The 26,111-nt window shown below is 63.0% G+C and carries 19 protein-coding genes; 13 read left to right on the forward strand and 6 right to left on the reverse strand.

Annotated features, from left to right (window positions below):
- Positions 1-232: 232 nt before the first annotated feature.
- On the reverse strand, positions 233-1,135 hold the full coding sequence (locus AB4Z53_RS24540; protein ID WP_441598226.1) for a LysR family transcriptional regulator: 903 nt from the start codon (positions 1,133-1,135) through the stop codon (positions 233-235).
- Positions 1,136-1,290: 155 nt separating this feature from the next.
- Positions 1,291-1,677 carry a hypothetical protein gene (locus AB4Z53_RS24545; RefSeq protein ID WP_113539529.1) on the reverse strand — a complete coding sequence of 129 codons (387 nt, stop codon included), beginning with the start codon at positions 1,675-1,677 and terminating at the stop codon, positions 1,291-1,293.
- 395 nt (positions 1,678-2,072) lie between these two features.
- On the opposite strand from AB4Z53_RS24545, the gene AB4Z53_RS24550 reads away from it, so the two are divergent.
- The 5 genes from AB4Z53_RS24550 (at position 2,073) to AB4Z53_RS24570 (ending at position 9,895) form a co-directional block, all read left to right on the forward strand.
- Positions 2,073-3,290, forward strand: a complete 1,218-nt coding sequence (locus AB4Z53_RS24550) for an SfnB family sulfur acquisition oxidoreductase (RefSeq protein WP_441598089.1) — start codon at positions 2,073-2,075, stop codon at positions 3,288-3,290.
- A 78-nt stretch (positions 3,291-3,368) separates the two neighbouring features.
- Positions 3,369-4,766, forward strand: coding sequence for an LLM class flavin-dependent oxidoreductase (locus tag AB4Z53_RS24555; RefSeq protein ID WP_441598091.1), 1,398 nt, complete (start codon positions 3,369-3,371; stop codon positions 4,764-4,766).
- A 315-nt stretch (positions 4,767-5,081) separates the two neighbouring features.
- Complete coding sequence (locus AB4Z53_RS24560) at positions 5,082-6,284, forward strand: HlyD family secretion protein (RefSeq protein WP_441598093.1); 1,203 nt, start codon at positions 5,082-5,084, stop codon at positions 6,282-6,284.
- A 48-nt stretch (positions 6,285-6,332) separates the two neighbouring features.
- The gene (locus tag AB4Z53_RS24565) at positions 6,333-7,943 is read left to right on the forward strand and encodes a DHA2 family efflux MFS transporter permease subunit (protein WP_441598094.1); all 1,611 of its coding nucleotides are present in this window, start codon (positions 6,333-6,335) and stop codon (positions 7,941-7,943) included.
- A gap of 158 nt (positions 7,944-8,101) precedes the next feature.
- Entirely contained in the window at positions 8,102-9,895 is a 1,794-nt protein-coding gene (locus tag AB4Z53_RS24570) for a PAS domain S-box protein (RefSeq protein ID WP_441598096.1), read from the forward strand.
- Positions 9,896-9,936: 41 nt separating this feature from the next.
- Here AB4Z53_RS24570 and AB4Z53_RS24575 read toward each other — a convergent pair whose 3' ends face one another.
- On the reverse strand, positions 9,937-10,443 hold the full coding sequence (locus AB4Z53_RS24575) for an invasion associated locus B family protein (RefSeq protein ID WP_441598098.1): 507 nt from the start codon (positions 10,441-10,443) through the stop codon (positions 9,937-9,939).
- A 32-nt stretch (positions 10,444-10,475) separates the two neighbouring features.
- On the reverse strand, positions 10,476-13,496 hold the full coding sequence (locus AB4Z53_RS24580; protein ID WP_441598100.1) for an autotransporter domain-containing protein: 3,021 nt from the start codon (positions 13,494-13,496) through the stop codon (positions 10,476-10,478).
- 647 nt (positions 13,497-14,143) lie between these two features.
- Here AB4Z53_RS24580 and AB4Z53_RS24585 point away from each other — a divergent pair.
- Both AB4Z53_RS24585 and AB4Z53_RS24590 read left to right on the forward strand, forming a co-directional pair.
- Positions 14,144-15,238: a sensor histidine kinase gene (locus AB4Z53_RS24585; RefSeq protein ID WP_441598102.1), complete on the forward strand. Its 1,095-nt coding sequence runs from the start codon at positions 14,144-14,146 to the stop codon at positions 15,236-15,238.
- Positions 15,235-16,038 (forward strand): LytR/AlgR family response regulator transcription factor, encoded by an 804-nt coding sequence (locus AB4Z53_RS24590; protein WP_113539521.1) that lies wholly within the window; start codon positions 15,235-15,237, stop codon positions 16,036-16,038. Before AB4Z53_RS24585 ends, AB4Z53_RS24590 begins: the two co-directional genes overlap by 4 nt.
- A 53-nt stretch (positions 16,039-16,091) precedes the next feature.
- On the opposite strand, the gene AB4Z53_RS24595 is transcribed toward AB4Z53_RS24590, so the two are convergent.
- Entirely contained in the window at positions 16,092-16,985 is an 894-nt protein-coding gene (locus AB4Z53_RS24595; RefSeq protein ID WP_441598103.1) for a LysR family transcriptional regulator, read from the reverse strand.
- Positions 16,986-17,132: 147 nt separating this feature from the next.
- Here AB4Z53_RS24595 and AB4Z53_RS24600 point away from each other — a divergent pair, with 147 nt between their 5' ends.
- From AB4Z53_RS24600 to AB4Z53_RS24610, 3 genes are all read left to right on the forward strand, one after another.
- On the forward strand, positions 17,133-17,744 hold the full coding sequence (locus AB4Z53_RS24600) for a glutathione S-transferase (RefSeq protein WP_113539519.1): 612 nt from the start codon (positions 17,133-17,135) through the stop codon (positions 17,742-17,744).
- A 58-nt stretch (positions 17,745-17,802) separates the two neighbouring features.
- On the forward strand, positions 17,803-19,869 hold the full coding sequence (locus AB4Z53_RS24605) for an FAD-binding oxidoreductase (RefSeq protein ID WP_441598105.1): 2,067 nt from the start codon (positions 17,803-17,805) through the stop codon (positions 19,867-19,869).
- A 68-nt stretch (positions 19,870-19,937) separates the two neighbouring features.
- The gene (locus tag AB4Z53_RS24610) at positions 19,938-21,158 is read left to right on the forward strand and encodes an adenylate/guanylate cyclase domain-containing protein (RefSeq protein WP_441598107.1); all 1,221 of its coding nucleotides are present in this window, start codon (positions 19,938-19,940) and stop codon (positions 21,156-21,158) included.
- 12 nt (positions 21,159-21,170) lie between these two features.
- Here AB4Z53_RS24610 and AB4Z53_RS24615 read toward each other — a convergent pair whose 3' ends face one another.
- A complete protein-coding gene (locus tag AB4Z53_RS24615) occupies positions 21,171-21,431 on the reverse strand; it encodes a DUF6074 family protein (RefSeq protein WP_244495613.1) in 261 nt (86 codons plus the stop codon).
- Between the two features lie 375 nt (positions 21,432-21,806).
- Here AB4Z53_RS24615 and AB4Z53_RS24620 point away from each other — a divergent pair, with 375 nt between their 5' ends.
- The 3 genes from AB4Z53_RS24620 to AB4Z53_RS24630 all read left to right on the forward strand — a co-directional run bounded on the left by AB4Z53_RS24620 (position 21,807) and on the right by AB4Z53_RS24630 (position 26,051).
- A complete protein-coding gene (locus AB4Z53_RS24620) occupies positions 21,807-23,525 on the forward strand; it encodes an ABC transporter ATP-binding protein (RefSeq protein WP_441598109.1) in 1,719 nt (572 codons plus the stop codon).
- 99 nt (positions 23,526-23,624) lie between these two features.
- Complete coding sequence (locus AB4Z53_RS24625) at positions 23,625-25,187, forward strand: D-aminopeptidase (protein WP_441598111.1); 1,563 nt, start codon at positions 23,625-23,627, stop codon at positions 25,185-25,187.
- A 78-nt stretch (positions 25,188-25,265) separates the two neighbouring features.
- Complete coding sequence (locus tag AB4Z53_RS24630; RefSeq protein ID WP_441598113.1) at positions 25,266-26,051, forward strand: pseudouridine synthase; 786 nt, start codon at positions 25,266-25,268, stop codon at positions 26,049-26,051.
- Positions 26,052-26,111 lie beyond the last annotated feature (60 nt).

Raw genomic sequence — 26,111 nt, forward strand, 5'->3', positions numbered from 1 at the left:
TTCCCCGTACTGAGGCTGGCCACACGCGTTACCGCGATTCTCCAGCCCGCCGGCTTTTGTTATCGAAACTATGACCGAATGAAAAAAATGGCGCAATATTATGAGTAAACGTCATACGTCTATGACAACGACATGACACGCCGGACGAGCATCAAAGGGGCATTCGATGCGCAGTATAAAATAACTAAAGCAAAGGGTTACACGCCTCAGGCGCGCCGATCCGCCCAGCCGCTCACAGCTCGTGAACGGCAGCGACCTGGCGCTTCAGGCGGTCGATCATCGCCTGGGCGGCAAGCGACAAGGGAATGCCGGCCGCAGTCGCAACACCAAAATCCTGGGTCAGGTGCGGCGAGAATGGCCGAATCTCGATCGGCAGATGGCGGTGCAGATTGGCAAAGAAGCTGCTGATAATGGCGACCCCAAGACCATAGGCAGCGTAGGCGCAGGCGGAACTGTTGCTGTGGGTCTCGATCTTGACCTTCTGCGGCACGCCGGCCTTGCGGAAGATCTCGTCGAGCATGACGCGCGTCGGCCGGCGGCGGCCGATCAGGATCAGAGGGACGCCACGCAGTTCCTTGGGCGTGACCGTGTCGAGCGCTGCGAGCGCATGCCCCTTCTCCATCACACAAACGCTGACGCCCGTGGCGACCGCCTGCATTTCGATGCCGGCGCTCAATTGCCCCTCATAGCGCAGGAAACCGAAGTCGATGACGCGTTGCTCGACGAGGCGGGCGATCGCGACCGTCGTGTCGAAGAATGTCTCGATGCGCACGCCCGGAAAATCCTTGGCATAGTCGGCCAGCATCGCCGGCGCGAAGGTTTCGGACATGCTGTTCGGCAGGCCGATGCGCACGACCTCAGGGCCCACGGCGCCACTGCGCAGGTCCTGCGCCAGGTTGGTGAAACGGTCGATCCCGAGCAGAATGTGCTCGGCATCCTCGGCGAGTTTCATCGCCTCAGGCGTCGGGATCAACCGGCCCTTGTCGCGCGCGAAAAGCGTCAGCGAGAGGTCTTCCTCAAGCTGTTGCAGCAGCCGGCTGACACCGGACTGGCTGAGCCCCATGGTCTTGGCGGCGGCAATCGTCGACCCGGTCGCCAGAAGCGTGCGCAGCACTTCCAATTGTCGAAAATTCACGCCGCCCCCGGTTCGTTCGAACATCCGCTAGCTCCCGTATTTACGGGAAGCCGATCCAGCACGGAAGAGGTGTGAAAACAAGCGCGGCGAAATCGATCGCAGAACGGTTCGCTATGGGTGAGGAGCGCGCGAACGCGCTCCCCGTGGATCAGTGATCAGGCGTTGACGCGCACCGGATGGTTGAAACGCTCGGCGAAAACCTCGATCGAGCCGCGACCGAAGTCGCGCAACTGGCGCCTGGTCAAGACAGCCATGACCCGTGCCGCAGTCGACACGGTCATTTCATCGAGCGGACCGTCACCGCTCCAGGGCTTGTTCAGCCGATCCGTGACGATGCCGATAAGGTTTGCCGGCATGATGTCGGTGCAAGGTTTCATCCATTCGAAGACATCGCTGATCGGAAGCAGCTTGCCTTCGAACGCAACGAGCGGCTCGGGCATGCTTGCGCCCCAGTCGTCATAGGCCTCCAGAGCATCGCGAAACAGGTTCTGCAGCGTGATGGAGGCGTGCCCTTCATGTAGAGCAGGCAGGAAATTCGTCATTTGTGTCTCCTTCAGTGGTAAAGGCCGGGAAACGCGAATGGCCAATTCTGTCAGCATGTATTTGTGTTCATGCCGGGTGGCCGATACTCTGAGGCCACGCGACTGGTTAAACTGCAGGCGAAGACGCAATGCGCAAATCGGGTAATAGTTCCCTGAGCCGCAGCCAATTTTGGCGGGAAATTGGCGCGCATACCCGTCGCGTGCCTCGACCAAGGTGTTGTTCCACGGTCTCCCCCCGACTCGATATTACCGATCCAGCCCCGAAGGTAAACACCGGGTCGACATCGCGGCAGGAACGAAATACTCAAATCGATAATTTCTATAGAATATACTATCTTACCTGATCTGGCCAGATATTTCACTGATATGCACCTCAATCGACAGGGAGCAGTCACATGGGAACGATCTCGCGGCTATCCGAGAAAACACGAGCCCCGGCGCACCGGATCGAAAGCGAGGAAGAAGCGCTGTCGATCGCCCGCGCACTGGCGGCCGAGTTCGCAAAGCACGCCAACGAACGGGATACCGATCGTATCCTGCCCTTCGACGAGCTCGATGCGCTGGCGCAATCCGGCCTGCTCGCGATCACAGTGCCGCCGGAATATGACGGCATAGACGTCTCCAATGCGGTGCTGGCGGAAATCACCGCCATCCTCTCAGAAGCCGATTCCTCGATCGGGCAGATCCCGCAGAACCATTTCTACATTCTGGAGGCGTTGCGCACCGACGGCACCGGAGAACAGAAGGCCTTCTTCTTTGGCCGTGTGCTGGCCGGCGACCGTTTCGGCAACGCCCTTTCCGAGCGCGGCACGAAGACCGTCGGCGACTATGCGACACGGCTGACGCCCGATGGGCCCGGCTTTCGCCTGAACGGCCGCAAGTATTATTCGACCGGCGTGCTGTTTGCCGAATGGATCGTGGTCTTCGCCCTCGATCCGAACGAGAAGCTGACCATGTCCTTCTTGCCGCGTGGCGTCGAAGGATTGCAGATCATCGATGACTGGGACGGCTTCGGCCAACGCACCACCGGCAGCGGCACGACCGTGCTGCAAAACGTCTATGTCGCCGCCGATGCCGTTGTGCGCCACCATCGCGGCTTCGAGCGCCCGACGACGATCGGCTCCGTCGGCCAGATCATCCATGCCGGCATCGACCTCGGTATCGCCAGGGCAGCCTTCGCCGAAACGCTCGATTTCGTACGCAATCATGCGCGCCCCTGGATGGACAGCGGCGTCGAGCGTGCTGCCGACGATCCCCTGACGATCGCCCGCATCGGCCAGCTTGCCATCCGCCTGGATGCAGCAACGGCAACGGTCGAGCGCGCCGGCAAGAAGGTCGACGTCGCCCAGATCAACGGCACCGAGGAAAGCGTCGTCGAGGCGACGCTTGCCGTGGCCGCGGCGAAGGTTCTGACGACCGAGATCGCGCTGGAAGCGAGCAACACACTGTTCGAACTCTCAGGAACCGCATCGACCAAGATCGGCCTCAATCTCGACCGGCATTGGCGCAACGCCCGCACCCACACGCTGCACGACCCGGTGCGCTGGAAACATCACGTCGTCGGCAACTACCACCTGAACGGCGTCAAGCCGCCGAAGAACGGCGCGCTTTGATCCCATCGACCGCGCATGATCGGCCCGAAGCGCATCTGCGTTTCGGGCGATGCCCAACCTTGTCCGCAGGAGAGCTCCATGAGTCGCGAAATTCGGCTGAATGCCTTTGACATGAACTGCGTCGGCCATCAGTCGCCGGGGCTCTGGACCCACCCTCGCGATCAGTCCTGGCGCTACAAGGATCTCGATTACTGGGTGCATCTGGCAAAGACGCTCGAGCGCGGCAAGTTCGATGGGCTGTTCATCGCCGACGTGCTTGGGGTCTACGACGTGCTGAACGGCAACGCAGACGCGGCTCTTCGCCATTCGGCCCAGGTCCCGGTCAACGATCCATTGCAGCTCGTGCCGACGATGGCCTACGAAACCGCGCATCTCGGCTTCGGCCTGACGGCTTCGCTTTCCTTCGAGCATCCCTACACCTTCGCCCGCCGCATCTCGACACTCGACCATCTGACCAAGGGGCGGATCGGCTGGAACATCGTCACCTCCTACCTGAACAGCGGCGCCCTCAATGTCGGCCAAGCGCAGCAAGCGCGCCATGACGACCGGTATGATCTGGCCGAGGAATATCTGGAGGTTTGCTACAAGCTCTGGGAAGGGAGCTGGGAAGACAGTGCTGTCGTGCGCGACCGGGCAACCGGCATCTTCACCCATCCCGACAAGGTGCACCCGATCAATCACCGCGGCCGCCATTTCACCGTTCCCGGAATCCACCTGAGCGAACCATCGCCGCAACGCACGCCAGTGCTCTACCAGGCGGGCTCCTCAAGCCGGGGCAAGGACTTCGCCGGGGCACATGCCGAATGCATCTTCGTCGCCGCGCCCTCGAAGGCGGTGCTCAAGCGTTACGTCGCCAACGTCCGGGACGCGGCCCTACGCGCCGGCCGCAACCCGCGCGAAATCCTCGCCTTCAATCTGCAGACGGTGATCCTCGGGGAAACCGATGCCGAGGCGAAGAAGAAGTTCGACGAGTACCGCAGCCACGTCTCCTACGAGGGCGCGTTGGCATTGATCTCCGGCTGGACGGGCATCGACTTTGGCCAGTTCGCTCCGGACGAGCCTCTGCGCCACCGTTACACCAACGCGGTGCAATCGGCTGTCGAAACATTTACGACCATCGATCCGGACCGGGTCTGGACCGTGCGCGAGATGGCCGAATGGGTGGGCATCGGCGGCTTCGGACCGGTCTTTGTCGGCTCACCTTCGACGGTTGCCGACCTCTTGCAGGAATGGGTCGAGGACACCGATGTCGATGGTTTCAACCTCGCCTATGCGGTAACGCCCGAGACCTTCGAAGACGCCGTCGATCTGCTGGTGCCGGAGCTGCAGAAGCGCGGCGTCTACAAGACCGGTTACCGGGAAGGCACGCTCCGTGAAAAGCTCTTCGGCGCCGGGCCAAGGCTCGCGGCGCCGCATCCGGGTGCGGGTTACCGGGACCTTGCCGAAACGAGTGCGGCAATCGCGACATCGGCGTAGGGCAACTCGCAGACATGATCTCCGCCGGAGGCGGAGATTTGAGACGCCAAGTTGCTCGCTAGGTTTAAAGAGGTCGGCAAAGCCGGTAGCTTTGCCGACCTTGCTTGGCTGTCGCACCCCGATTCCGCTTGGGTCAGGTCAGGCCGCACGCGCTCTCACAGACGCCGCACCGGAGCTTTCGAATTAAGGAATACCGCTGCTTTCCAAATTTTATTGACAAGCAGGTTTCTTGCGCGCATTTTAGAAAGCAATAGTTTTCCTAATTTTGCGAACGGCGTTTTGGAGCGCCTGCCACACCGGCAAAAGGAACCTGCCATGAACCAGCACACGCCAGTCGCCATCATCGAAAGCCCCTCGCCGGCCGCGGAGGCAGTGCCGGCCATCCGGCTGCCGGAGCAGCTGCCGGCGATCCCGCCTGCGGTAGCGCCAGCCGAAAACATGCCCGGGAAGCGGCGGTTGCGTGGGCTGCTCTTCGCCTCCGTGGCCGTCGCCGCCCTGGCCGCTACCGCCGATTTCGGGTGGGGGTACTGGACGACAGGCCGCTTCCAGGTGTCGACCGACGACGCCTATGTGAAGGCTGACAGCACGACGATTGCGCCCAAGGTCTCCGGCCACATCGCCGAAGTCCTCGTGGCCGACAACGAACGGGTAAAGGCAGGGCAGATCCTCGCCCGCATCGACGATCGCGACTTCAAGGTGAGCCTCGAGCGGGCCATGGCCGAGGTCGAAGCAGCAGAAGCCAACATCGCCAACAAGCGGTCGGCCCTGGTGGCTCAGCAATCCGCTATCGACGCCGCAAAGGCGACCGTCGAGGCCGACAAGGCCGACCAGACCTTTGCCGAGCAGGACGACAAGCGCTACTCCGAGCTTGCCAGACAGGGCTTCGGCACCATCCAGAATGCCCAGCAGGCGGCCTCGCGCATTACGGCCGCCCGTGCCGCGGTCACGCGTGACACGGCGGCACTTGCCAATGAGACCAAGCAACTCGACGTGATCAAGGCCGAGGTCGCGCAGGCGAAGGCCGCACTCGACAGCGCCAAGGCGACGCAGAGCCAGGCCCGCCTGAACCTATCCTACACCGCGCTTTCCGCCCCCATCGACGGCGTGATCGGCAATCGCACCCTGCGGGTGGGCCAATATGTGCAGGCCGGCACCCAACTGATGGCGGTCGTTCCCACGGAGGCGGCCTACATCGTCGCCAACTACAAGGAAACCCAACTCACCGACGTCCATCCCGGCCAGGCGGTGACGATCGAAGTGGACACTTTCCCCGGACAGGTCTTCGAGGGTCACGTCGACAGCATCTCGCCGGCGAGCGGGCAGGAATTTGCACTGCTGCCGCCCGACAATGCGACGGGCAACTTCACGAAGGTGGTGCAGCGCATCCCGGTCAAGATCGTTCTTGACCACGGCGGCGCGCGATCGGTGACCTTGCGCCCGGGCATGTCGGTCTATCCGACGATCGATATCAAGCAGACCGCCGCCGAGGTCGCATCGACAACGCCAGGCACCTATTGAGGGCGGCGAGCCGCCCATCGCACCGGCCAGACATGGCAGGAGGGTATGATGTCCACCATTGCACACACGGCATCTTCCGGCGTGCTGCCGGTTGCTGATGTCCGGTCCGAAAAAGCAGGCACGACGGCCTGGATCGCAGTGCTTGCGGGGCTGATCGGCGCGTTCATGGCGATCCTGAACATCCAGATCACCAACGCCTCGTTGCTGAATATCGAGGGCGGCATCGGCACCGGTGTCGACAACGGCGCCTGGATATCGACCTCCTATCTCATCGGCGAGATCGTGGTGATCCCGCTTACCGACTATCTGAGCCGCGTGTTTTCGTTCCGACGCTACATCCTGGCGAATGCCGTCCTGTTCCCCATCTTTTCCGCGGCCTGCGCCTTCGCCCATGACCTCGGCTCGATGATCGTTTTGCGCGGTCTGCAGGGCTTTGCCGGCGGCGTGCTCATCCCCATGGCCTTCACCATGGTGCTGACCCGGCTACCGAAGGCGCAGCAGCCATTCGGCCTGGCGCTGTTTGCGCTGTCCGTCACGTTTGCACCGGCGATCGGCCCCACCATCGGCGGCTATCTCACCGAGAACTACGGCTGGCAGTCGATCTTCTTCGTCAACACGCCGCCGAGCATCGTCATGGTGGTTGCGCTCTACCTCACGCTCGAAAAGAAGCCCATGAACCTGCCGCTGCTGCGGCACGGCGACTGGGCCGGTATCGTCACCATGGCGATCGGGCTTGCGGCGCTGCAGACCGTGCTCGAGGAAGGCAACAAGGATGACTGGTTCCAGTCGCCGTTCATTGTCAAGCTCGCCCTGATCGCAGCCGTGTTTCTGGCCGCCTTCGTCGTCATCGAGCTCAAGGTCGAAAGGCCACTGGTCCAGCTGCGCCTGCTGAAACAGCGCAACTTCGGCGTCGGCGTTCTCGTCAACGTTCTGGTCGGCGTGGCGCTGTTCGGCACCGTCTACATCCTGCCGCAGTATCTGGGTCAGGTTCAGCGTTACAATGCCGAACAGATCGGTTTCGTATTGGCCTGGACCGGCTTGCCGCAGCTCCTCATCATTCCGCTCGTGCCGGCGCTGATGAAGCGCTTCGACGCCCGCTACATCGGCTTCGTCGGCATCAGCATCTTTGCGGCCAGCTGTTTCATGAACACCACCCTGTCACTCGACAGCGCCGGCGATCAGCTCTTCCTGCCCAATATCGTGCGCGCTATCGGCCAGGCGCTGGTGCTAACGCCGATCACGGTGATCACGACCGCCGGCATCGCGCCGAGCGATGCAGCCGCGGCCTCCGGCCTGTCGAACATGCTGCGCAACCTCGGCGGCGCGGTCGGCACGGCGATGCTCGCGACGGTGCTGACCAAGCGGGAACAGTTTCACTCCAACATCATCGGTCAGAACGTGACGCTCTACCGCGACGAGGTGCGCGACAGGATCGGCGATCTGACGCAGCATTTCATGGCCCATGGAGTCTCCGATGCCGCCGTCGCGCAACACAAGGCGATCGCAGCGATCGGCGCGACGGTCCACCGTCAGGCCCTGATACTGGGGTTCAGCGATACCTTCGCGGTCATCGGCACCGTGTTGGCACTCGCCGCAATCGCCCTGCTCTTTACCCGGAAGATCCAGCTTGGCGGCCCCGGGGCAGGGGGCGCCCATTGAGAAGCCGGTGCCCGCTATAGATGCATAGCGCCAGCTGCGCCTGCAGGCATTTCACTTTGCGTATTGACCCAGGTTTCTCAAAGGGTTGAAGTGCGCGGGCCATTCAAGCGAGGAACCTGACCCTGCACAGCAGCGCCCCTTCCATAGCAACGGGAGAGATGGATCGATTGATCCACTTTTACCGCTGGGTCGATAGCCCGCTCGGCCCGATCGAGGACTGGCCGCCATGCCTGGCGGCCGCCGTCGACATCATGTTGCCGGCGCAAGCGCAGATCGTGATGTTCTGGGGCGAGGAGTTCGTCGCTCTCTATAACGACGCCTACGCGCCCACCATCGGAGACAAGCACCCGCGGGCGCTGGGGCGGCCGGCCCGCGAAAACTGGGGCGAACTCTGGAGCGACCTCGAACCTTTGTTGCGGCGCGTGCTGGAGCGCGGCGAAACGGTGGTCGCGAAAGATCGCCCCTTCTACATCGAACGTCATGGCTATCCCGAAACTGCCTATTTCGATATTTCCTATTCGCCCGTTCGCGACGAGGAACAGAAGGTCCGGGGCGTTTTCTGCATCGTCAACGAAACGACGGAGCGCGTGAGGTTCGAAGGCGCGCTGCAGGCCAACGAGGAGCGGCTGCGCGCCATCTTCTCGCAGTCGGCCGCCGGCATCGGCCAGATGGACCTGACCGGCCGCTTCCTGCTGGTCAACAATCGCTTCTGCGAAATCGTCGGCTATAGCGAAGCCGAACTGCTGACGATGCGGATGCACGACATTACCTTTCCCGAAGACGTCGCCGAAAGCGCCCGCCGGTTCAAGACGATGGCGAGCACCGGCCAAAGCTACGAAATCGAGAAGCGCTACTTGCGCAAGGACGGCAGTCTCGTCTGGGTAACGAGTTCGGTCTCGGCGCTTCGCGACGAGCGCGGCAATTTTCGCGAAGCGGCAGCCGTCATCGTCGACATCACCGAGCGCAAGCGGGCCCAGGAGGTCGAGCGTCGCCTGGCGGCGATCATCGCGTCCTCCAACGACGCCATTCTCGGCATCGATCTCAGGATGAAGATTACGACGTGGAATGCCGGGGCCGAAAGGCTCTACGGCTATTCGGCCGAGGAAATGGTCGGCCGCTCCGTCATGACGCTCGTTCCCGAGGATCGCATCGACGAAGAACCCGCCATCCTCAGGCAGGTCAACGCTGGCCTCAAGGTCGAACCATACGAGACCAAACGCCTCCACAAGGACGGTCGAAGCGTCGATGTCCTGCTCAGCGTCTCGCCGATATACGACGCCTATGGCAGCATCGTCGGCGCCTCGAAACTGGCCCACGACATAACCGTGCGGAAGGAGGCAGAGCGCCTTCAGACCGTCCTGGTCGGCGAACTGAACCACCGCGTCAAGAACGTGTTTGCGACCGTGCTGGCCATTGCCCGACAGACGCTCGGTCGCAGCGATGCGACCGACGCCGAAGAGGTGCAGGCCTTCGAAGCGCGGCTGGTTTCGATGGCACGAGCCCACGACCTTCTAACCCACGGAAACTGGGAACGGGCGGAGCTGCAGGCGATCATCAACCAGGCGATCTCCCCCTACTCGCAGGAACGTTTTGTCGTCTCCGGCCCGCAGATTCAGGTACCGCCGCGGATGGTCGTGTCGCTGTCCCTGGCGCTGCACGAACTCGCCACGAACGCCGCGAAGTACGGCGCCCTTTCGACCGGCGATGGGCAGGTCTCAGTCACGTGGTCGCTGCAGGCCGGAACGACCACCCGGTTGTCGCTGCGTTGGCAGGAATCCGGCGGTCCGTTGGTAAAGCAACCATCGCGCAAGGGATTCGGTTCGCGGCTGATTCAAACCCTGTTGGCAGCCGAACTGAATGGCCAGGTGGAGATCAACTATCACCCCACAGGCCTGGTGTGTACGGTCGACGCAGCCCTGAAAGGCGGGTGGGACGAACCCACCGCGCCCTGACTGCGCATTGGCAGCCATCGAGCATCACGCAAGGTCGCGGCTTACGCCTTGCCGGTGAGCGCAAGCACGCGATCCAAAGCTGCGGCAAACCCCTTGAGCGATACCGAGAACGTCACGTCCTTCTCTGTATCGCTCGCAAAAGCGCCGATCTTCAAGGCCGTTCCGCTGCGCAGCAATGCGACCGTCCCTTCGGTAAACGTCAACGACACGATGCAGCCGATGGGCAGGCAGGTGCGGAAAGGCGTCGGCTTGCCGCCGGTCGCATCATCGACGCCGAGGGTGACGCCCTTTTCGAGATAAAGGCCAAAGGGAAGCGCGAGGCTCCCCGCCAGACCGGCGTTTTCCGCCGGCCGAAGCTCGAGTGTCAACACGTGCTGGCCACTCTTGTGGAACTGTCGCTGCGACAGGATGCAATGCTTCTTGCCCTCGATCTCGGCGCAGGCGACGCTCCAGTCCTCATAGGTTTCGGAAAGCTCGGATGGCGCGGCAGCCTTCCCGGCCGCCGCGTCCTCTCCGTAAAGCGGGCTGATGGCGACAAATGTCGCCATCAGCATTGTCGATAGCCAGACGAGCCGGCGCATCAGAAGCGCACATCAAGCTTGGCATCGACCGCGTTCTGCGTCGTGCCGGAGCCGAACTGTCCGGTATAGGTGATGCCGAGGCTCGCATTGCCGGTCAGCGCGAAATCGATGCCAGCCTCGATGATCGCCGCGTCTTCGGCAATCGGTGTGCCGGCAACCGAGAAGGCGCTGCCCGTACCGAACGCCATGGTCGAGAACGGCGTCGTGTCGCCGAAGGCGTGCTGCCAGCCGAGTATGCCGCGCACCTTCGCATCCGTCGCGCCGAGGGCGAGCGGTGCGGAGGCACGAAGACCGAGCGTGGTGAAGGTCGTGTCGGTCGTGTTGCTCTTGCTCGAGAGTGCCGCCGCAGCACCGCGCTCGGTGAAGCCATCAGTGTGCAGGCTGACATAGGCGAGATTCGCAAATGGCTCGAGCGCGACGCTCGGCAGGTCGATGCGGTAGCCCACTTCGCCGAAGGCCTGGAAGGTGCCCGCGTCATAGTCGGCCTTCAGCTGATCGCTGAAGCCGGGGAAAGCGACGCTGCGCGACGTGTTGATCGAGTGCCAGGTGTAGGCGAGGCCAGACCGTAGCGCGACATCGCCCCAACGACCGCCACTGTAGACACCGAGGTGGTAGTTGTCGCTGTCGCCGCTGGAAGCACGGTTGTCGACATCAAAGTTGGTTCGGCTGTAGCCGGCCATGATGCCGACGAGCGCATTATCCGAAACCGCTGCATCGAAGCCGGTGATGAAGCCGCCGGTCGACTGGTCGAGGCCGCCGGCATTGCCGTTGCCGTCCGTGTTGGTCCAGGAGCCGAACACCTGACCCCAGCCGACCATCGCCGGCGGCGCGGCGGGAACGGCGTTGACGGCAGCAACGGCACCGGTGGTGATCTTGTCTTCCGGGCCGTAGGCAAGAACCGGAACGCTCGCGGCCCCGACATCGCCGAAAGCGTCGCGAATGCGGTTGTTGGCGGCATTGCGCAGCAGGCTGCTGTCGTTGATCAGTGCCGTCTGCGCCGAAGCGTGGACTTCGCCGGACAGGAGGTCGAAGGCACGGCGTGCAGCATCGCCATCCTGCAGAATGAGGGCGTTGTAGAGCGCGAGCGACGGACCGCTCTGGCCGAGGGTGTTGAGGGCGAGTGCCGTCCGCCGCTGATTGCCTGTCGAAGCTTCGCCTTCGAAGACGCCGGGTTCGGGCTCGCCGGGCTTTGGCTCTCCACCCGGCTCGCCCGGCTTGGGTTCTTCACCCGGCTTCGTGCCGCCGTTCTTGACCTTGATCTTCAGGTCGACCTGCTTTTCCTTCTGGTCGAGCGAGACTTCGAGGAAGGCAGACTTCGAGATCGCATCGGCGAACTTGCCTTCGATCGCCCGGTCGGCGGTCAGGATGGTATAGGTCTGGCTGGTCTTGTAGCTGGTGTTGGCGTCAAGCGCCGTTACCTGGACATTGGTACCGCTGCCGATCTTGGCGATGCCGCTGTTCTCGTTGGTGCCGATGCTCTTGACGACGATCCGGTCGGAGCGGCCGTCGCCGGCGATGTCGGCCTCGTAGATCGAACCGCCGGCCATATCCAGCCGGCCCATGATCGTCAGCGTGCCGGTCGAATTGTTGCCGGGCGAAATGATCGCATTCTTGTCGATAAACGTGTCGCCAACCGTGCCGGAGCCACCGAGCCTGCCGAAAGAGGTCGAGTTCGGATCGCGGATGCGGTTCATCTCGCCGAACACGTTCACCTCGTTGGTATAGAAGCGATCGCCCTCTACCCGTCCCGTCTCGCCATCGACGATCAAGGTGCCGCCGCTCACTTCGAAGCGGGTCTCGCTGTAGTCCACCGGGCCGTTGTCCGGATCGTTGTCGATCGTGTCGAGGTTGCTTTTCAGGACCAGCTTGCCGCCGGAGACGTTCACCTTGCCGTAGAACTTCGACAGGTCGCCGCCAACGATGGTCTCACCGGAGAAGTTGGTGATCGTGCCCTTGCCGACCATGGTGTTGGCGAACTCGTAGCCCGTGTTCGTATGGTTGAAATTGACGTAGCCCCTGCGCGGGCCGAAATCGATCTTGGCCGAGGAATTCACCGTGCCTGCCGCCTGCGCCTGCTGGGCGATGGGCTCGGCGATGTTGTTGAGATCGACCTTTCCGCCGATCGTCAGATTGCCCATGCCCTCATTGTTGATGCCGCCGACGCCCGAAAGCACGATGTCGCCGCCAACTGAAAGCTTGGCGCCGTTGGCGACCGAAAGATTGGCGCGACCAGCCTCGCCGATCGTCAACGTGTCGGCAACCTTGAGCTCGCTGCCCGCGCCATCGATGACGGCCTGGATGGTGTCCGTGCTCTCGTCCTCACGCAGGATCGCGGTGTTGGTTGAAACGACAGCGCCCTTTTCGACGGTAAAGCTGTCGCCGATCGTGAGTTCACCGGTGTTGACCCAGCGCGTATTGTCGCCGGTGACGAGCACCGTGCCGTTTTCGAAATAGGCCTTCTTGGTGTTGACGAGACCGCCATCCTCGAACCGGACCGCGGCGGTGTTAAGCGTCAGCCCACCAACTGCTATGCCGAGATAGTCGGTGGCGAGAATGGAGCCGGCGCCGCGCACCACAAGCGTTCCATCACCCTCCTGCAGGGAGCCGACATAGGTCTCCTTGGCAGAAACTTTGCCGCCGTTCTCGATGATCAGCGTGCCCTTGCCGCCATAGATACCGCCTTCGAAGCCGCCGATGAAGAGCATGCGGTCGCCGTTGGGATTGGCATCGACGATGTCCCAGGTCGAGCCCGGTCCGGAGACGACCACCGTGCCGATGCTGCCGCGACTGTCTGCGATGTAGCCATCGGTGCTTTCAACCTTGGCGCCATTGTTGATCGTCAGCGTCGCGCCGCCAGGCCCGCCGCGGATCACGAGATTGCCGTTGATCGTATGGTCGCTGGACCACGTCGTGTCGTTTGGAACCAGCAATCCGGCCGCCTTTGCCGGCGACGCTGCGAACGGCGCCGCCGCCAGCAGCATCGAGACAAGGCCGGCCCGGCCGAGCGCGGTCGAGCTCAAAAGGTTGATCCTCAAAACGTCCGCCTTCGCACAGGTATTCAATGTCTGCCCCTTTTCCTTTGCATCGATGGGCGCGCCACTCCCAAGCGAACGGATTCGCCGGGAAGGCGCGGGTCATGGGCCGGCTATAGCAAGCTCGCGAAGAGGGAGAATTCGGCTTTCTGCAAACGGCAAATTGCAGCGCTGAAGGGCTGTGGCTTTCTGCAAACGGCTTGATTTTGCCGACGAGCGTCAATCGACAAGCGTACCGCCCTGGCGGATAAAACCTTGCATGGCACGAACGAATGGCACGGTTTCAACGGATGAAGCCGAGTATGCCGCAGGTGTTCACCAGGCGACGCTTTCCTTCGGCCGGCAACGGCACCGGGCTCAAGAACGTCGCCGACCGCATCAATGCGCGTTTCCCGAAAATGGGCCCTTCACATCCGGACTTGTAGCTCCGTGCCGGTGTCGCGCATCTGCCCCAGGCCCTTGCGGGTCCCATGCCCTGAGCCTGGTTCGAAGCAGCAACCGCGCATGCCAACCGACACTCGCATCCCGCGAACGGCGCGCAATCGCGACCGAAGCGCCGGGGCTTTCTGCAAACGGCTCGAATTCGCCGACGAACGGCAATCGACATCGGCGCCCGCTTGAACCATAAAAATGGCATGAAACCAGAGGATGAACCGAAATCAGCAGGCGAAAGCGCCTATGTCGCCAGCGTCCGGCGCGCAACGCTCTGGCTCGGCTTCCTCTACTGGTTCGTCGAATTCCTCATCAGCAGCATCCTGTGGGGCATACTCGGGATCGATCCGATCATGTCGGCGCCGGGCAAACTGCTGCTGATGATCTGCGGCATGACGCTTTCCTATGGCATCGCTGCGGCGATGTTCAGCGTCCGGCATCAGCACATCGCCATCAAGATCGTCGTCGGCTTTGCGACCTCCCTCGTGGCCGCCTTTGCCAATACCGGCGTCGACTTCATGCTCTATCTTCTCATCCTGCGCCCCGATCCGATCACGATCGACTGGACCAGCATCGGCTATACGCTCGTCTACAGCATGGCGACGTTCGTGGGGTGGTCGTTCTTCTTCGTCGCACTGCTCTACAGTTTCGAGCTGCGCGAACGCGAGCGCCGCCTGGCGATCACGCGCGAAGAGGCACTCGCCGCGCAAATGCGGGCGTTGCGCTACCAGGTCAATCCGCACTTCCTGTTCAACACGCTGAACTCCATCACCGGGCTGATCGAGGAAGGACAGACCGTTGCGGCAACCCGCATGGTGATGTCGCTTTCGAACTTTCTGCGCACAACGCTGGAACTCGATCCCTTGCACGACGTGCGGCTTGCGGATGAGCTTGCCCTGCAAGCCGGCTACCTTCACATCGAAGGCGAGCGTTACTCCGACCGGATGAAGCTCAGGATGGACATTGCCAGCGGCCTGGAAGAGGCACTGGTGCCGAGCCTGATCCTGCAGCCGCTCATCGAAAACGCCGTCAAGCATGGTGTCGGCCGTTCGCCCGAACAGGTCGAGATCGTCATCAGCGCGGCCAAGGTCGGCCACGCCCTCGAAATCACCGTCGAGAACGATATCGCTGCAGAGGCCGATGCGGTGCGGCGCCAGACCTCCAGCACCGGGATCGGCCTCAAGAATGTCGCCGATCGCGTCCAGGCGCGCTTTCCCKGGGTCGGCGCCTGTGTATCCGGACTCGTGACGCCGAGGCGTTTCAGAGCTGCAATCACAATGCCGCTGAGGCTTGCATGAACGAAATACAGACAATTCCTCTCTCGGTCCTCATCATCGACGATGAGCCGCTCGCCAGGCGACGCTTGCTGCGGTTGCTCGGCGCATTGCCAGGTGTCGAAGTGCTGGGAACGGCCGGAAACGTCCAGCAGGCCTGCGGCCTGATCGCCGAACTGCAGCCGGACGTGATCCTGCTCGATATCCAGATGCCCGGCGGCACCGGCTTCGACATCCTGGAGCAGGTGGGCAGCAACGCGCCCGCGGTCGTCTTCGTGACCGCCTTCGATCACTATGCGCTTCGCGCCTTTGAAGCGGCCGCCGTCGACTATGTCACCAAGCCGATCGAGACCAGTCGCCTGCGCACCGCGATCGAGCGGGCACGCGTGGCGATCGCGGCACGGACCAGCAGCGAGCGCGTGATGGAGCTGAATGAAACCGTGCAGTCTCTACGGCAGGCGCTGCGCAAACACGAAACCCAATCGGCCGATCTCTGGATCAAATCCCGCGGGGAATTCGTCCGCATCGCGCTCGACCGGGTCGTGCGCTTCCAGGCGGAGCGCGACTATGTGCGCATCCACATCGAAGGCCGGTCCTATCTGCATCACGAAAGCCTGGCTTCGCTGGAACGCCGCCTCGACCCGGCGGCGTTTCTACGGCTTCACCGCAGCTCGATCGTGCGACGTGACTGTATCGTCGGGTTGAAACAGGCCCCCTTCGCAGCCCTCATCGCTCTCCTCTCCGACGGCAGCGAAATTCGCGTTGGACGAACCTATGCGCGCCATGTCCGACCAACCGCCGGTGAGCGTCCGCAAGGGGACTGAAGACGGCGCGGAACCAGCGGCTGGTCTGTGTGGCGCAAAGAGCGTAGCGCGCTTCAGCGCAGGACCCCGCGCAGCCGCGGCGCCGCGAAATCCACGAAGGCCCTGAGCTTCATCGGCACCAGGCCCTGCGGCAGATAAACCAGCTGCACCGGCAACGGCGGGTGCTCGAACACCTCCAGCAAGGGAACGAGCAACCCTTCAGAAACCGGACGCGCCACCTGATAGGAAAGCACCCGTGTCAGGCCGAGGCCGGCGATGGCGGCATCGACTGCCGATTCCGCCGTGTTGACAATCAGCCGCGACCGGATCGGCACCGCCAGTTCGCGCCCATCGTCGAGGAAGCGCCAGACATGGGCGGCGGTGACGTTTTCGAAGGTGATGCAGTCGTGCTCGGCGAGCGCGTTCGGATGGCCGGGCGCGCCGTGCCGCGCCACATAATCCGGGCTTGCATAGACCACACGGCGGACCGTACCGAGCTTGGTCGCCACCAGATTGCTGTCGGGAAGATTGCCGATGCGGAGCGCCACGTCGATGTGGTCGTCGACGAGATTGGCAAATCGGTCGCCCAGCGCCAGCCGCATGTCGATCTGGGGATGGGCCTTCAGGAAGTCCACGACGACGGGAAGGACGTGCAGGCGGCCGAAGACGATCGGCGCGGAGATGGTCAGATCGCCCTTCACGGCACTGTATTCGCCGGCAGCCACTCGTTCCGCCTCCTCGACCCGCGCCAGGATTTCCTTGGCGGCCTCGACATAGGCGCGGCCGGCTTCGGTCAAGAGGATCTTGCGGTTCGTGCGGGTGATCAGCTGGGCGCCCAGATGCGCCTCGAGCTCCGAGACCTTCCGGCTGACCGTGGCAAGCGGCATCTTGAGCTGCCGCGAGGCCGCCGACAGGCTGCCGCTGTCGACGACGGTCAAAAGAACCGTCATGGCGTCGAGACGATCCATTCTTCCTTCCAAAAAACGGGAATCAGACTATCAATTCCGCAGTCTACTGCCAAAAATTGGAAAGTCATAGATTGATCTCGAAGGCGGTTCATCCCGAACCGTCGGAGGGCCGCGACGGTTCTCACGCTCTTCGAGGGACATCTTCCAATGAAACTCTATCGCCATCCGCTGTCCGGCCACTCGCATCGGGCTCAGCTCTTCCTGTCGCTGCTCGGCGTGCCGCACGAGCTGGTCGACGTCGACCTCAAGGCCCGGGCGCACAAGGAGCCGGAGTTCCTGAAGCTCAACCCCTTCGGCCAGGTTCCGGTTCTCGACGATGACGGCACCGTCATTGCCGACAGCAACGCCATCCTCGTCTATCTCGCCAAGAAGCTCGGCCGCATCGATTGGCTGCCGGAAGATCCGGCCTTGGCCGCCAAGGTGCAGAAATGGCTCTCGGTTGCCGCCGGCGATATCGCCTTCGGTCCGGCGGCTGCCCGGCTCGTCACGGTGTTCGGTGCCAATCTGCGGGCGGAAGAGGCCATCGCCCGGGCGCATCGCGTTCTGGCGCAGATCGATGCGGAACTGAACGGCCGCGACTTCCTGCTCGGCGCCCGGCCGACCATCGCCGACGTTTCCCTCTACAGCTACGTCTCCGCCGCCCCAGAAGGCAATGTCGATCTTTCCGATTACCCCCAGGTCCGCGCCTGGCTTGCCCGTATCGAGCGTCTGCCCGGCTTCGTCGGTTTCCAGAAGACGGCCGTCGGCCTCGCCGCCTGATGAACCGGCCCGGGGCGACCACGGTGCCCCGGGCCTTCCCCCAACGAGGTTTCAGATCATGCCGGACAATGCACAACAGAAGCGGCCGGACTCTCCCTGGCACGAAGGCGAGCTCGCGATCCAGCGCAGCCTCGGCGTCGCCGAGCGCATGGACGCGACGGGGCGCAATTTCGTTCGCAGCTTCATGCCCGAGCAGCACCAGCAGTTTTTCCCGATGCTGCCGTTCGCCGTCTTTGGCGCCGTCGATGCCAAGGGCGACGTCTGGGCGACAATGCGCGCAGCAGGCCCCGGCTTCATGCAGGCACCCGATGCCTGGAACCTTGACGTCCGTCTACCCCGTGATCCCGATGATCCGGCAGATGCCGGCATGGAAGATGCACACTCGATCGGCATGCTTGGAATCCAGCTTGAAACCCGGCGTCGGAACCGGCTCAACGGCGCGATCCTGCGCGATGGCGACGACGGTTTCACCATTCGCGTACGCCAGAGCTTCGGCAACTGCCCGCAATATATTCAGCTTCGGCAGTTTTCCTTTTCCCGCGATCCTCATCAACCGGCATCGCAACGGCCGATCCGCAGCGCGGCTCTCGATGAGCGCGCCCGGACGATCATCGCCAATGCCGACACCTTCTTCGTCGCCTCCTATGTCGATCTTGACACCGGCGAGCGGCAGGTCGATGTCTCCCATCGCGGCGGCAAGGCCAGCTTCGTCGAGATCGGCGAGGAGGACGTTCTGACGATCCCCGATTTCTCCGGCAACCTGTTCTTCAACACGCTCGGCAACTTCATGGTCAATCCGCGCGCCGGCCTGCTGTTTGTGGACTTTGCGACTGGCGACATGCTGCAGCTGACCGGTAGCGCCGAGGTCATCCTGTCTTCGCCCGAGGTCGCCGCATTCCAGGGCGCAGAACGCCTGTGGCGATTCCGGCCAGAACGGGTCGTCTATCGCCAGGATGGCCTGCCGCTTCGCTGGGCCTTCGATCAGGACGGTTGGTCGCCCAGTCTGCTGACGTTGGGCGATTGGGGACAGGCGAAGGTGCGCCTGCAGGCCGCAGCCCTGGCCGAAGAATGGCGGCCATTCCGGGTTGCGCGCATTGAAGAGGAAAGCTCGACGATCCGTTCGCTCTACCTCGCGCCTGACGATGGTCTCGGCCTGATGACGCATCAGGCCGGCCAGCACCTGCCAATCCGGCTGAAGATCGATGCAAACGGCAAGGCTGTTGTCAGAAGCTATACGCTCTCTTCCGCCCCGACCGATGCGCTCTATCGCATCAGCGTCAAGAAGGACGGCACCGTCTCTCAGCACCTGCACGAGCTGAAGCCGGGCGACCGGATCGAGGCGCGCGCACCGGCCGGCAGCTTCACCATCGATGGCACGCAGCGGCGTCCGGCGGTGTTGATCGGCGCCGGCGTCGGCATCACCCCGATGATTGCGATGCTGCAGCATATTGTCCATGAGGGGCGCCGCAAGCGCCGCACCCGTCCAACCTGGCTTTTCCAGGCCGCCCGCACGCGTGAGGAGCGCGCTTTCGACCGGGAGATCGCCGCACTGGTCGAGGAGGGCCAAGGCAATATCCGTTTCATACGCGCCCTCAGCCAGCCGGAGACCGCGACCGAGGGACAGGACTATGACGTCGCCGGCCGCATCGACCTCACCCATCTCAAGGCCACCCTGCCCTTCGACGACTACGACTTCTATCTCTGCGGCCCAGCAGCCTTCACGCAGGCGCTCTATGACGGTCTGCGTGCGCTCAACATCGCCGATGCCCGCATCCATGCGGAAGCCTTCGGGCTGTCGTCTCTGACCCGGCGGCCGGACGGCGGTTCTGCCCCGGCGATGGAACCGGCGGCAAGTGCCCCCGTTCACGTCGTCTTTGCCAAGTCGAGCAAGGAGGCGCGCTGGCTGCCGGGTGAAGGCACCTTGCTCGATCTGGCGGAGGCGCGAGGGTTGAACCCGGAATACGGCTGCCGCAACGGCAGTTGCGGCACCTGTCGGACACCGGTGCTGGAGGGCAAGGTAACCTATCCCTCGCAGCCCTCCTTCCCGGTCGCCGAAGGCGAAGCGCTCATCTGTTGCGCCGTGCCGGCGGAAAGCGAGGCGGGCAAACTGCATCTTTCGCTCTGAGCCCTGGTTCGGCTATGGATGTTGCACCACATCATCATGCAATCGACCTCGGCCGAGCGGGATGCGCCATGAACGACCAACAGCTACGCGATATCGTGCTCTGGCTTTCAGAACAGGGCCTGAAGGGACTGGACGAGCCGGAGCTGTTTGCCGGCTTCTGCGAGCAATGCCGGGCAGCCGGTCTCGATCTGGCCCGCGCACTCGGCCTGATCGACACGCTGCACCCCGAATTCGAGGGACGCGCCTTTCAGTGGAACGATGAAAGCGACATCACCCCGGAAGTCATCCAATATGGTTCGACCACCACGGGCGAGGCGCTGCTGAACTGGCAGAACTCGATCTTCTACCACATGCTGCGCGACCGGACCGCCGAGCGCCGCATCCGGCTTTCCGCCGACGAAGGCACGACCTACAACATCCTCAACCGGCTGAAGGACGAGGGCCACACCGACTGTGTCAGCATGATCCACCACTTCACCGACCAGGGCCGCGTCGGCGAGATGGACTGTTTCTATTCCTATTGGACGACGCGGAGCGACGGCGGCTTCAGCGAGGATGACATCGCAGCGCTCCGGATCCTGTTGCCGACGCTTGCGCTGGCGGTGAAGGCCGGCTCATGCGTGCGCATCATCAGCACGCTTGCCGATGTCTATCTCGGCGCTGACGCCGGCCAGCGCGTCGTCAAGGGCAGCATTGCCCGCGGTTCGGCCGAGCGCATCGAAACGGTCATGTGGTTTTCCGACCTGCGCGGATATACGCGCATCTCCGACACCGCCGCACCCGACGAGATCATCCCGCTTCTCAACGATTATTCGGGAACCGTGATCACCGCCATTCACGACCATGGCGGCAGCGTGCTGAAGCTGATCGGCGACGGTGTTCTGGCGATCTTCAATGCCGACGATCCGGGAACCGCCTGCGCTAACGCAATCGCCGCCGAACGGCAGTTGCGCCGTATGCTCGCGGAACTCGATACCCGCCGGCAGGACGAGGGCAAGCCGACCACCGAGGTCTATCTTGGGCTCCATATCGGCGAAGTCTTCTATGGCAATATCGGCAGCCAGACCCGCCTCGATTTCACCGTGGTCGGGCCCGCGGTCAATGAGGTAAGCCGCATTTCCTCGATGTGCCGTTCGGTCGAGCGGCACATGATCATGTCGTCTGATTTCGTCGAAGCCTGCCCGCCGGAACATCAGGTCCATGCGGTGTCGCTGGGCCGATTCGCGCTGCGCGGCATCGCCCGGGCAAAGGAACTCTTCACCTGGGATCCGGAACTGCCGATCAACTGAAGAAGCGAGCCGTTACTGGCTCATCACTCCCTGAGAGACGCGCGAGAGGTGGCGGTGCTGTAGCTCGGCCTGAACCTCACCCTGGAAGTCCATCACCTGCCGGCGAACCTCGTCTTCCGAGCAGCCGCAGGCAAACAGTTCGTCGGCGAGAGCGCGGCAGCGGCGGCGCCAGAATTGCAGGGCTTCGGCACCATGCAGGTCTTCAAGCTCGGCGGCGGCGGTGCGGATAGCGGTCAATCTCCTTGCCACCGGAAACGGAACGATCGTACTCACATCGGATTCCGTGGCTTTTACTGATTGATTGGCTGCCATCGTCTCATTCGCCCCCTAGAGCTTCGTGCGTTGACGCGAACGCATGAAGACGCCTCACGCTTGTCGATATGTCGAGCGCCCCACACGCCTCCGATGTCCCCGATCGAAGGCGAAGCACTCTGCTGATTTCCTTTTCTACGAAGCTTATGGTTAACGTTTCCTTCCCGCCGACCCCGACAAATGCCGATTGACCTTTTACGAGACGGAAGATGTCGCCCTCGTCAAATACACGACACGGTTTTCCGCTTTTCTGGGTTGGTTTCCGGCACAAAACATGACATTGGAATTCATGTTTATACCGGCCCTTGGTCGCCGCCCCCCAGTGAGTGCACCTCCATGTTGAAGCGTTTCTTCGCGTTTTACCGCCCCTATCGCGGCCTGTTCATTCTCGATTTTTCCTGCGCAGTACTGTCCGGCCTGCTTGAACTCGGCTTCCCAATCGCGGTGAAGCTGTTCGTCGACCAGCTCTTGCCGAGCCAGGAATGGACGCTGATCCTCTTGTCCTCAGCCGGCCTTCTGCTCGTCTATCTGCTCAATACGGGCCTGATGGCGACGGTCACCTATTGGGGCCACATGCTGGGCATCAACATCGAAACGGACATGCGACGGATGGCCTTCGACCATCTGCAGAAGCTCTCCTTCTCGTACTTCGACAACCAGAAGACAGGCCATCTGGTCGGCCGCCTGACGAAGGACCTGGAAGAAATCGGCGAAGTCGCCCACCACGGGCCGGAAGACCTGTTCATCGCGATCATGACCTTCATCGGCGCGCTGTTCTTGATGCTGATGGTGCACTGGCAGCTGGCGCTGATCACCGCCGCCGTGGTGCCGCTGACGGCCTGGGTCACCAGCCGTTATGGCGGGCGAATGACCCGCAATTTCCGCAGCCTCTACGGCCGGATCGGCGACTTCAACGCCCGCATCGAGGAGAATGTCGGCGGCATGCGGGTGGTGCAGGCCTTCGTCAACGAGGCGCATGAGCGCAGCTTGTTTGAGACCGACAACCAGAACTACCGCCGTACCAAGCTCGAAGCCTATCGCATCATGGCTGCCAGCACGTCGCTCAGCTACATGAGCATGCGGCTGACGCAGCTGATCGTGATGATCACCGGCTGCTATTTCGTGCTGACGGGCGAACTGACGAACGGCGGCTTCGTCAGCTTCCTGCTTTTGGTCGGCGTGTTCTTCCGCCCGGTCGAGAAGATCAATTCGGTCATCGAGACCTATCCCAAGGGCATCGCCGGCTTCAAACGCTTCCTCGAACTGATGGAGACCGAACCCGATATCGAGGACCGGGCGGGTGCTGCCGACGTCGCCGGCCTCAAGGGCGACATCACCTATCGCGGCGTCTCGTTCGGCTACAGCGCCGAAAAGCCGATCATCCAGGACATCGACCTGACGATCCATGCCGGCGAGACCATCGCCTTCGTCGGCCCCTCGGGCGCCGGCAAGACGACGATCTGCTCGTTGCTGCCGCGCTTTTACGAGGTCAGCGAAGGTTCGATCACGGTCGATGGCACCGACATCCGCGACATCACGCTTTCGTCGCTGCGCGGCCAGATCGGCATCGTTCAGCAGGACGTGTTCCTCTTTGCCGGCACCATCCGCGACAACATCGCCTATGGACGGCTCGGGGCCAGCGAAGAGGACATCCTGGATGCCGCGCGGCGTGCCAAGCTCGACGGCATGATCCAGGCCTTGCCCGAGGGCATGGACACCGTGATCGGCGAGCGCGGCGTAAAGCTTTCCGGCGGGCAGAAGCAGAGGCTGGCAATCGCCCGCATGTTCCTCAAGAACCCGGCGATCCTCATCCTCGACGAAGCGACCTCGGCGCTCGATACCGAAACGGAAAGGGCGATCCAGCAGTCGCTGGCCGAACTCTCCAAGGGCCGGACCACGCTGATCATCGCGCACCGGCTGGCTACGATCCGCGATGCCGATCGCATCGTCGTCGTCGACAGCAGCGGCATTCGCGAGCAGGGGCCGCACGACACGCTGCTTGCCGCCAAGGGCGCCTATAGCCGCCTCTATCACGCGCAGGCAGGCGCCGGCTGATACGACCGTGGAGCCGCAGGCATTGCATGCGGAAGGAGGGGGCGATACGAACGATGTAAATTCGCCCCCTGCCCTCCGTCCGATCGATCCTTCAGCGCCATGAACACTCCTGATCTTTCCGTCCTTGAACGCGCCATCGCGGCCTTGCCGCAACACTACCCGGGACCGGGCGGCGTTGCCGGCGTGGTCAGGGATGGCGAGGTCCTCTTCCGACATGCCTGGGGCTATGCCGACTTGGCGGCCCGCAAGCCGATGACGATGGCGACGCGGATCCCGATCTGCTCGGTCACCAAGCAACTGACCTGCGCTGTTCTGCTGGATACGATCGGCCATCCACAAAAGCTCGACCGCGCACTCGACGCCTATCTGCCCTTGCTTGAAGGCAAGCGTCCGACCGCTGCGCACCTCTGTCACAACCAGTCCGGACTTCGTGACTACTGGGCGTTGACGGTGCTCCAAGGCGCCAGCCACGACGGCATCTTCCGGCGCGAGGATGCCCGACCGCTGCTCTCCAAGGCGCGCTCGACGCATTTCGAGCCCGGCACCCGTTATTCCTATTCCAACGGCAACTTCCGCATTCTCGCCGACCTGATCGAGGAGCATACCGGCCGCTCGATGGCGGAACTCTATCAGCGCTCGGTCTTCGATCCCGCGGCGATGCAGACCGCCGCCCTGACACCGGACACGAGCCTGCCGCCGGACGGTATCGTCGGTTACGAGGGTAACGAGACGACGGGCTATTTCGAGGCGCTCAACCGCATCTACTGGGCAGGCGACGCCGGTGTTTCCGCCTCGCTTGACGACATGCTGGCCTGGGAGCGTTTCGTCGACAGGACACGTGACGATGCGGACGGGCTCTACCGCCGCCTCGCTGCCCCGCAGACCTATGCGGATGGCCGCCCGGCACCGTACGGTTTCGGCCTCGCACACGAGACGATCGGCGATGCCGTCATCAGCGGCCACGGTGGCGCGCTCCGCGGTTTCCGCTGCCGCAGGCTCTATGCCCCCGCGGAACGCCTCTCGGTCGTGGTAATGTTCAATCACGAAGGCGATGCCCATGCGGCGGCCGTGGCGCTGATGAAGGTCGCTCTCGGYCACACGGATGCCGAGGCCGCGTCAGGAAGCTGGGACGCTGAGGACACCGGAAGCTATCTCGATCCGGAAACGGGCCTCGCCCTGGTTGCCAGAGCTGCCGGACCGACCCGCGTCGAGCTGCGGTTTGCGACCTCTCCCGAAACGCTTTCCGTCAGCGCCGACGGCAGCGCCCGCTCGGCCGCAGTGACCCTGACACCGCAGCGCGCTTCGATACGCATGGAACGGCCTCGCGAAAATCTGACGGTGAGCGCGGACCGCGTCTCCGGGACGGCCCTTCCCGATATCGCCGGTCGCTACCATTCGGCTGAGCTCGACGCCCATCTCGATATCGTCTCCACCAATGGCATCTTCTACGGGGGCTTCGACGGTGCGCTCGGCACCGGCGCGATGCTCGCCATGCGACCGCTGGCCGAAGACGTCTGGCTGCTTCGCTGCAAGCGCTCGATGGACGCACCGGCACCGGGAGACTGGACCGTGCTTGTGCGGCGTGATCCGCAAGGCAACGTGGCCGGCCTCACCATCGGCTGCTGGCTCGCCCGGCGGATCGACTACACGAAGATCGGCTGATGCCGCGAGTGAGGCGGCAACGCCAAGCAAGGTGCTCAGTAACGGCCACCACATGATCAGGAACCGGAAGACCACAGCGTGAAGCAAAAGCGACCCACAGCCGCTCGAGATACCGGCCGCCGCCCCGCGGCAGATGCCGGCAAGCGCGTGACGGTTGCCCGTGCGCTTTCAAAGCTCGGCTACTGTTCGCGCACACAGGCCGAAAAGCTCGTGCTCGAGGGACGCGTCGGCGTCGGTGGACGCAAGGTCACGGACCTTTCGCACTGGGTCGATATCGACAAGGATCGCATCACCGTCGACGGCAAACCGGTGCTTGCCGAAGAGAAGATCTATCTGATGCTGAACAAGCCGCGCGGACTGGTGACCACCCGCCACGACCCGGAAGGCCGGCCAACCGTGTTCGATTGCCTGAGCGATATCGACACCGCGTTCCTGTCGCCCGTCGGCCGCCTCGACAAGGCAAGCGAGGGCCTTCTGCTTTTCACCAACGACACGGTGCTCGCCCAGCGCCTGCTCGATCCTGAAACTCATCTCGGCAAGGTCTACCACGTGCAGATTGCCGGGCAGATCGGTGACGCTCATCTCGAACGGATGGTTGACGGCATCGAGGAAGGCGGCGAGATGCTGCATGCCGCCCGCGCCGTTCACCTCCGGGGTGGCGACAAGAACACGTGGATCGAAGTGGAGCTCGAGGAGGGCCGCAACCGCCAGATCCGCCGCATGCTCGATGCGCTCGGCTTCGAGGTGCTGCGTCTGCTGCGGGTTTCTATAGGGACGATTACTCTTGGCGAATTGCCTAAGGGCGCGAGCCGCAGCCTGACCAGCGAGGAAATCGCCTATCTGAGGCAACGCACCGGTCTTTGACTGCGAGCTGGCAGCGGCCCCACATCACCACGATCTCGGGTGAATACGTTCGGCCTCGGG

Origin of the sequence: Ensifer sp. 2TAB8 (assembly GCF_052115125.1) — a bacterium.
Classification (GTDB): Bacteria; Pseudomonadota; Alphaproteobacteria; order Rhizobiales; family Rhizobiaceae; genus Ensifer.

Coding starts and splice junctions, on each gene's coding strand:
- AB4Z53_RS24595 (WP_441598103.1), bottom strand. CDS start 16,985: ATGGATCGTCTCGACGCCATGACGGTTCTTTTGACCGTCGTCGACAGC.
- AB4Z53_RS24620 (WP_441598109.1), top strand. CDS start 21,807: ATGTTGAAGCGTTTCTTCGCGTTTTACCGCCCCTATCGCGGCCTGTTC.
- AB4Z53_RS24565 (WP_441598094.1), top strand. CDS start 6,333: ATGTCCACCATTGCACACACGGCATCTTCCGGCGTGCTGCCGGTTGCT.
- AB4Z53_RS24610 (WP_441598107.1), top strand. CDS start 19,938: ATGAACGACCAACAGCTACGCGATATCGTGCTCTGGCTTTCAGAACAG.
- AB4Z53_RS24570 (WP_441598096.1), top strand. CDS start 8,102: ATGGATCGATTGATCCACTTTTACCGCTGGGTCGATAGCCCGCTCGGC.
- AB4Z53_RS24550 (WP_441598089.1), top strand. CDS start 2,073: ATGGGAACGATCTCGCGGCTATCCGAGAAAACACGAGCCCCGGCGCAC.
- AB4Z53_RS24590 (WP_113539521.1), top strand. CDS start 15,235: ATGAACGAAATACAGACAATTCCTCTCTCGGTCCTCATCATCGACGAT.
- AB4Z53_RS24560 (WP_441598093.1), top strand. CDS start 5,082: ATGAACCAGCACACGCCAGTCGCCATCATCGAAAGCCCCTCGCCGGCC.
- AB4Z53_RS24575 (WP_441598098.1), bottom strand. CDS start 10,443: ATGGCGACATTTGTCGCCATCAGCCCGCTTTACGGAGAGGACGCGGCG.
- AB4Z53_RS24545 (WP_113539529.1), bottom strand. CDS start 1,677: ATGACGAATTTCCTGCCTGCTCTACATGAAGGGCACGCCTCCATCACG.
- AB4Z53_RS24555 (WP_441598091.1), top strand. CDS start 3,369: ATGAGTCGCGAAATTCGGCTGAATGCCTTTGACATGAACTGCGTCGGC.
- AB4Z53_RS24600 (WP_113539519.1), top strand. CDS start 17,133: ATGAAACTCTATCGCCATCCGCTGTCCGGCCACTCGCATCGGGCTCAG.
- AB4Z53_RS24605 (WP_441598105.1), top strand. CDS start 17,803: ATGCCGGACAATGCACAACAGAAGCGGCCGGACTCTCCCTGGCACGAA.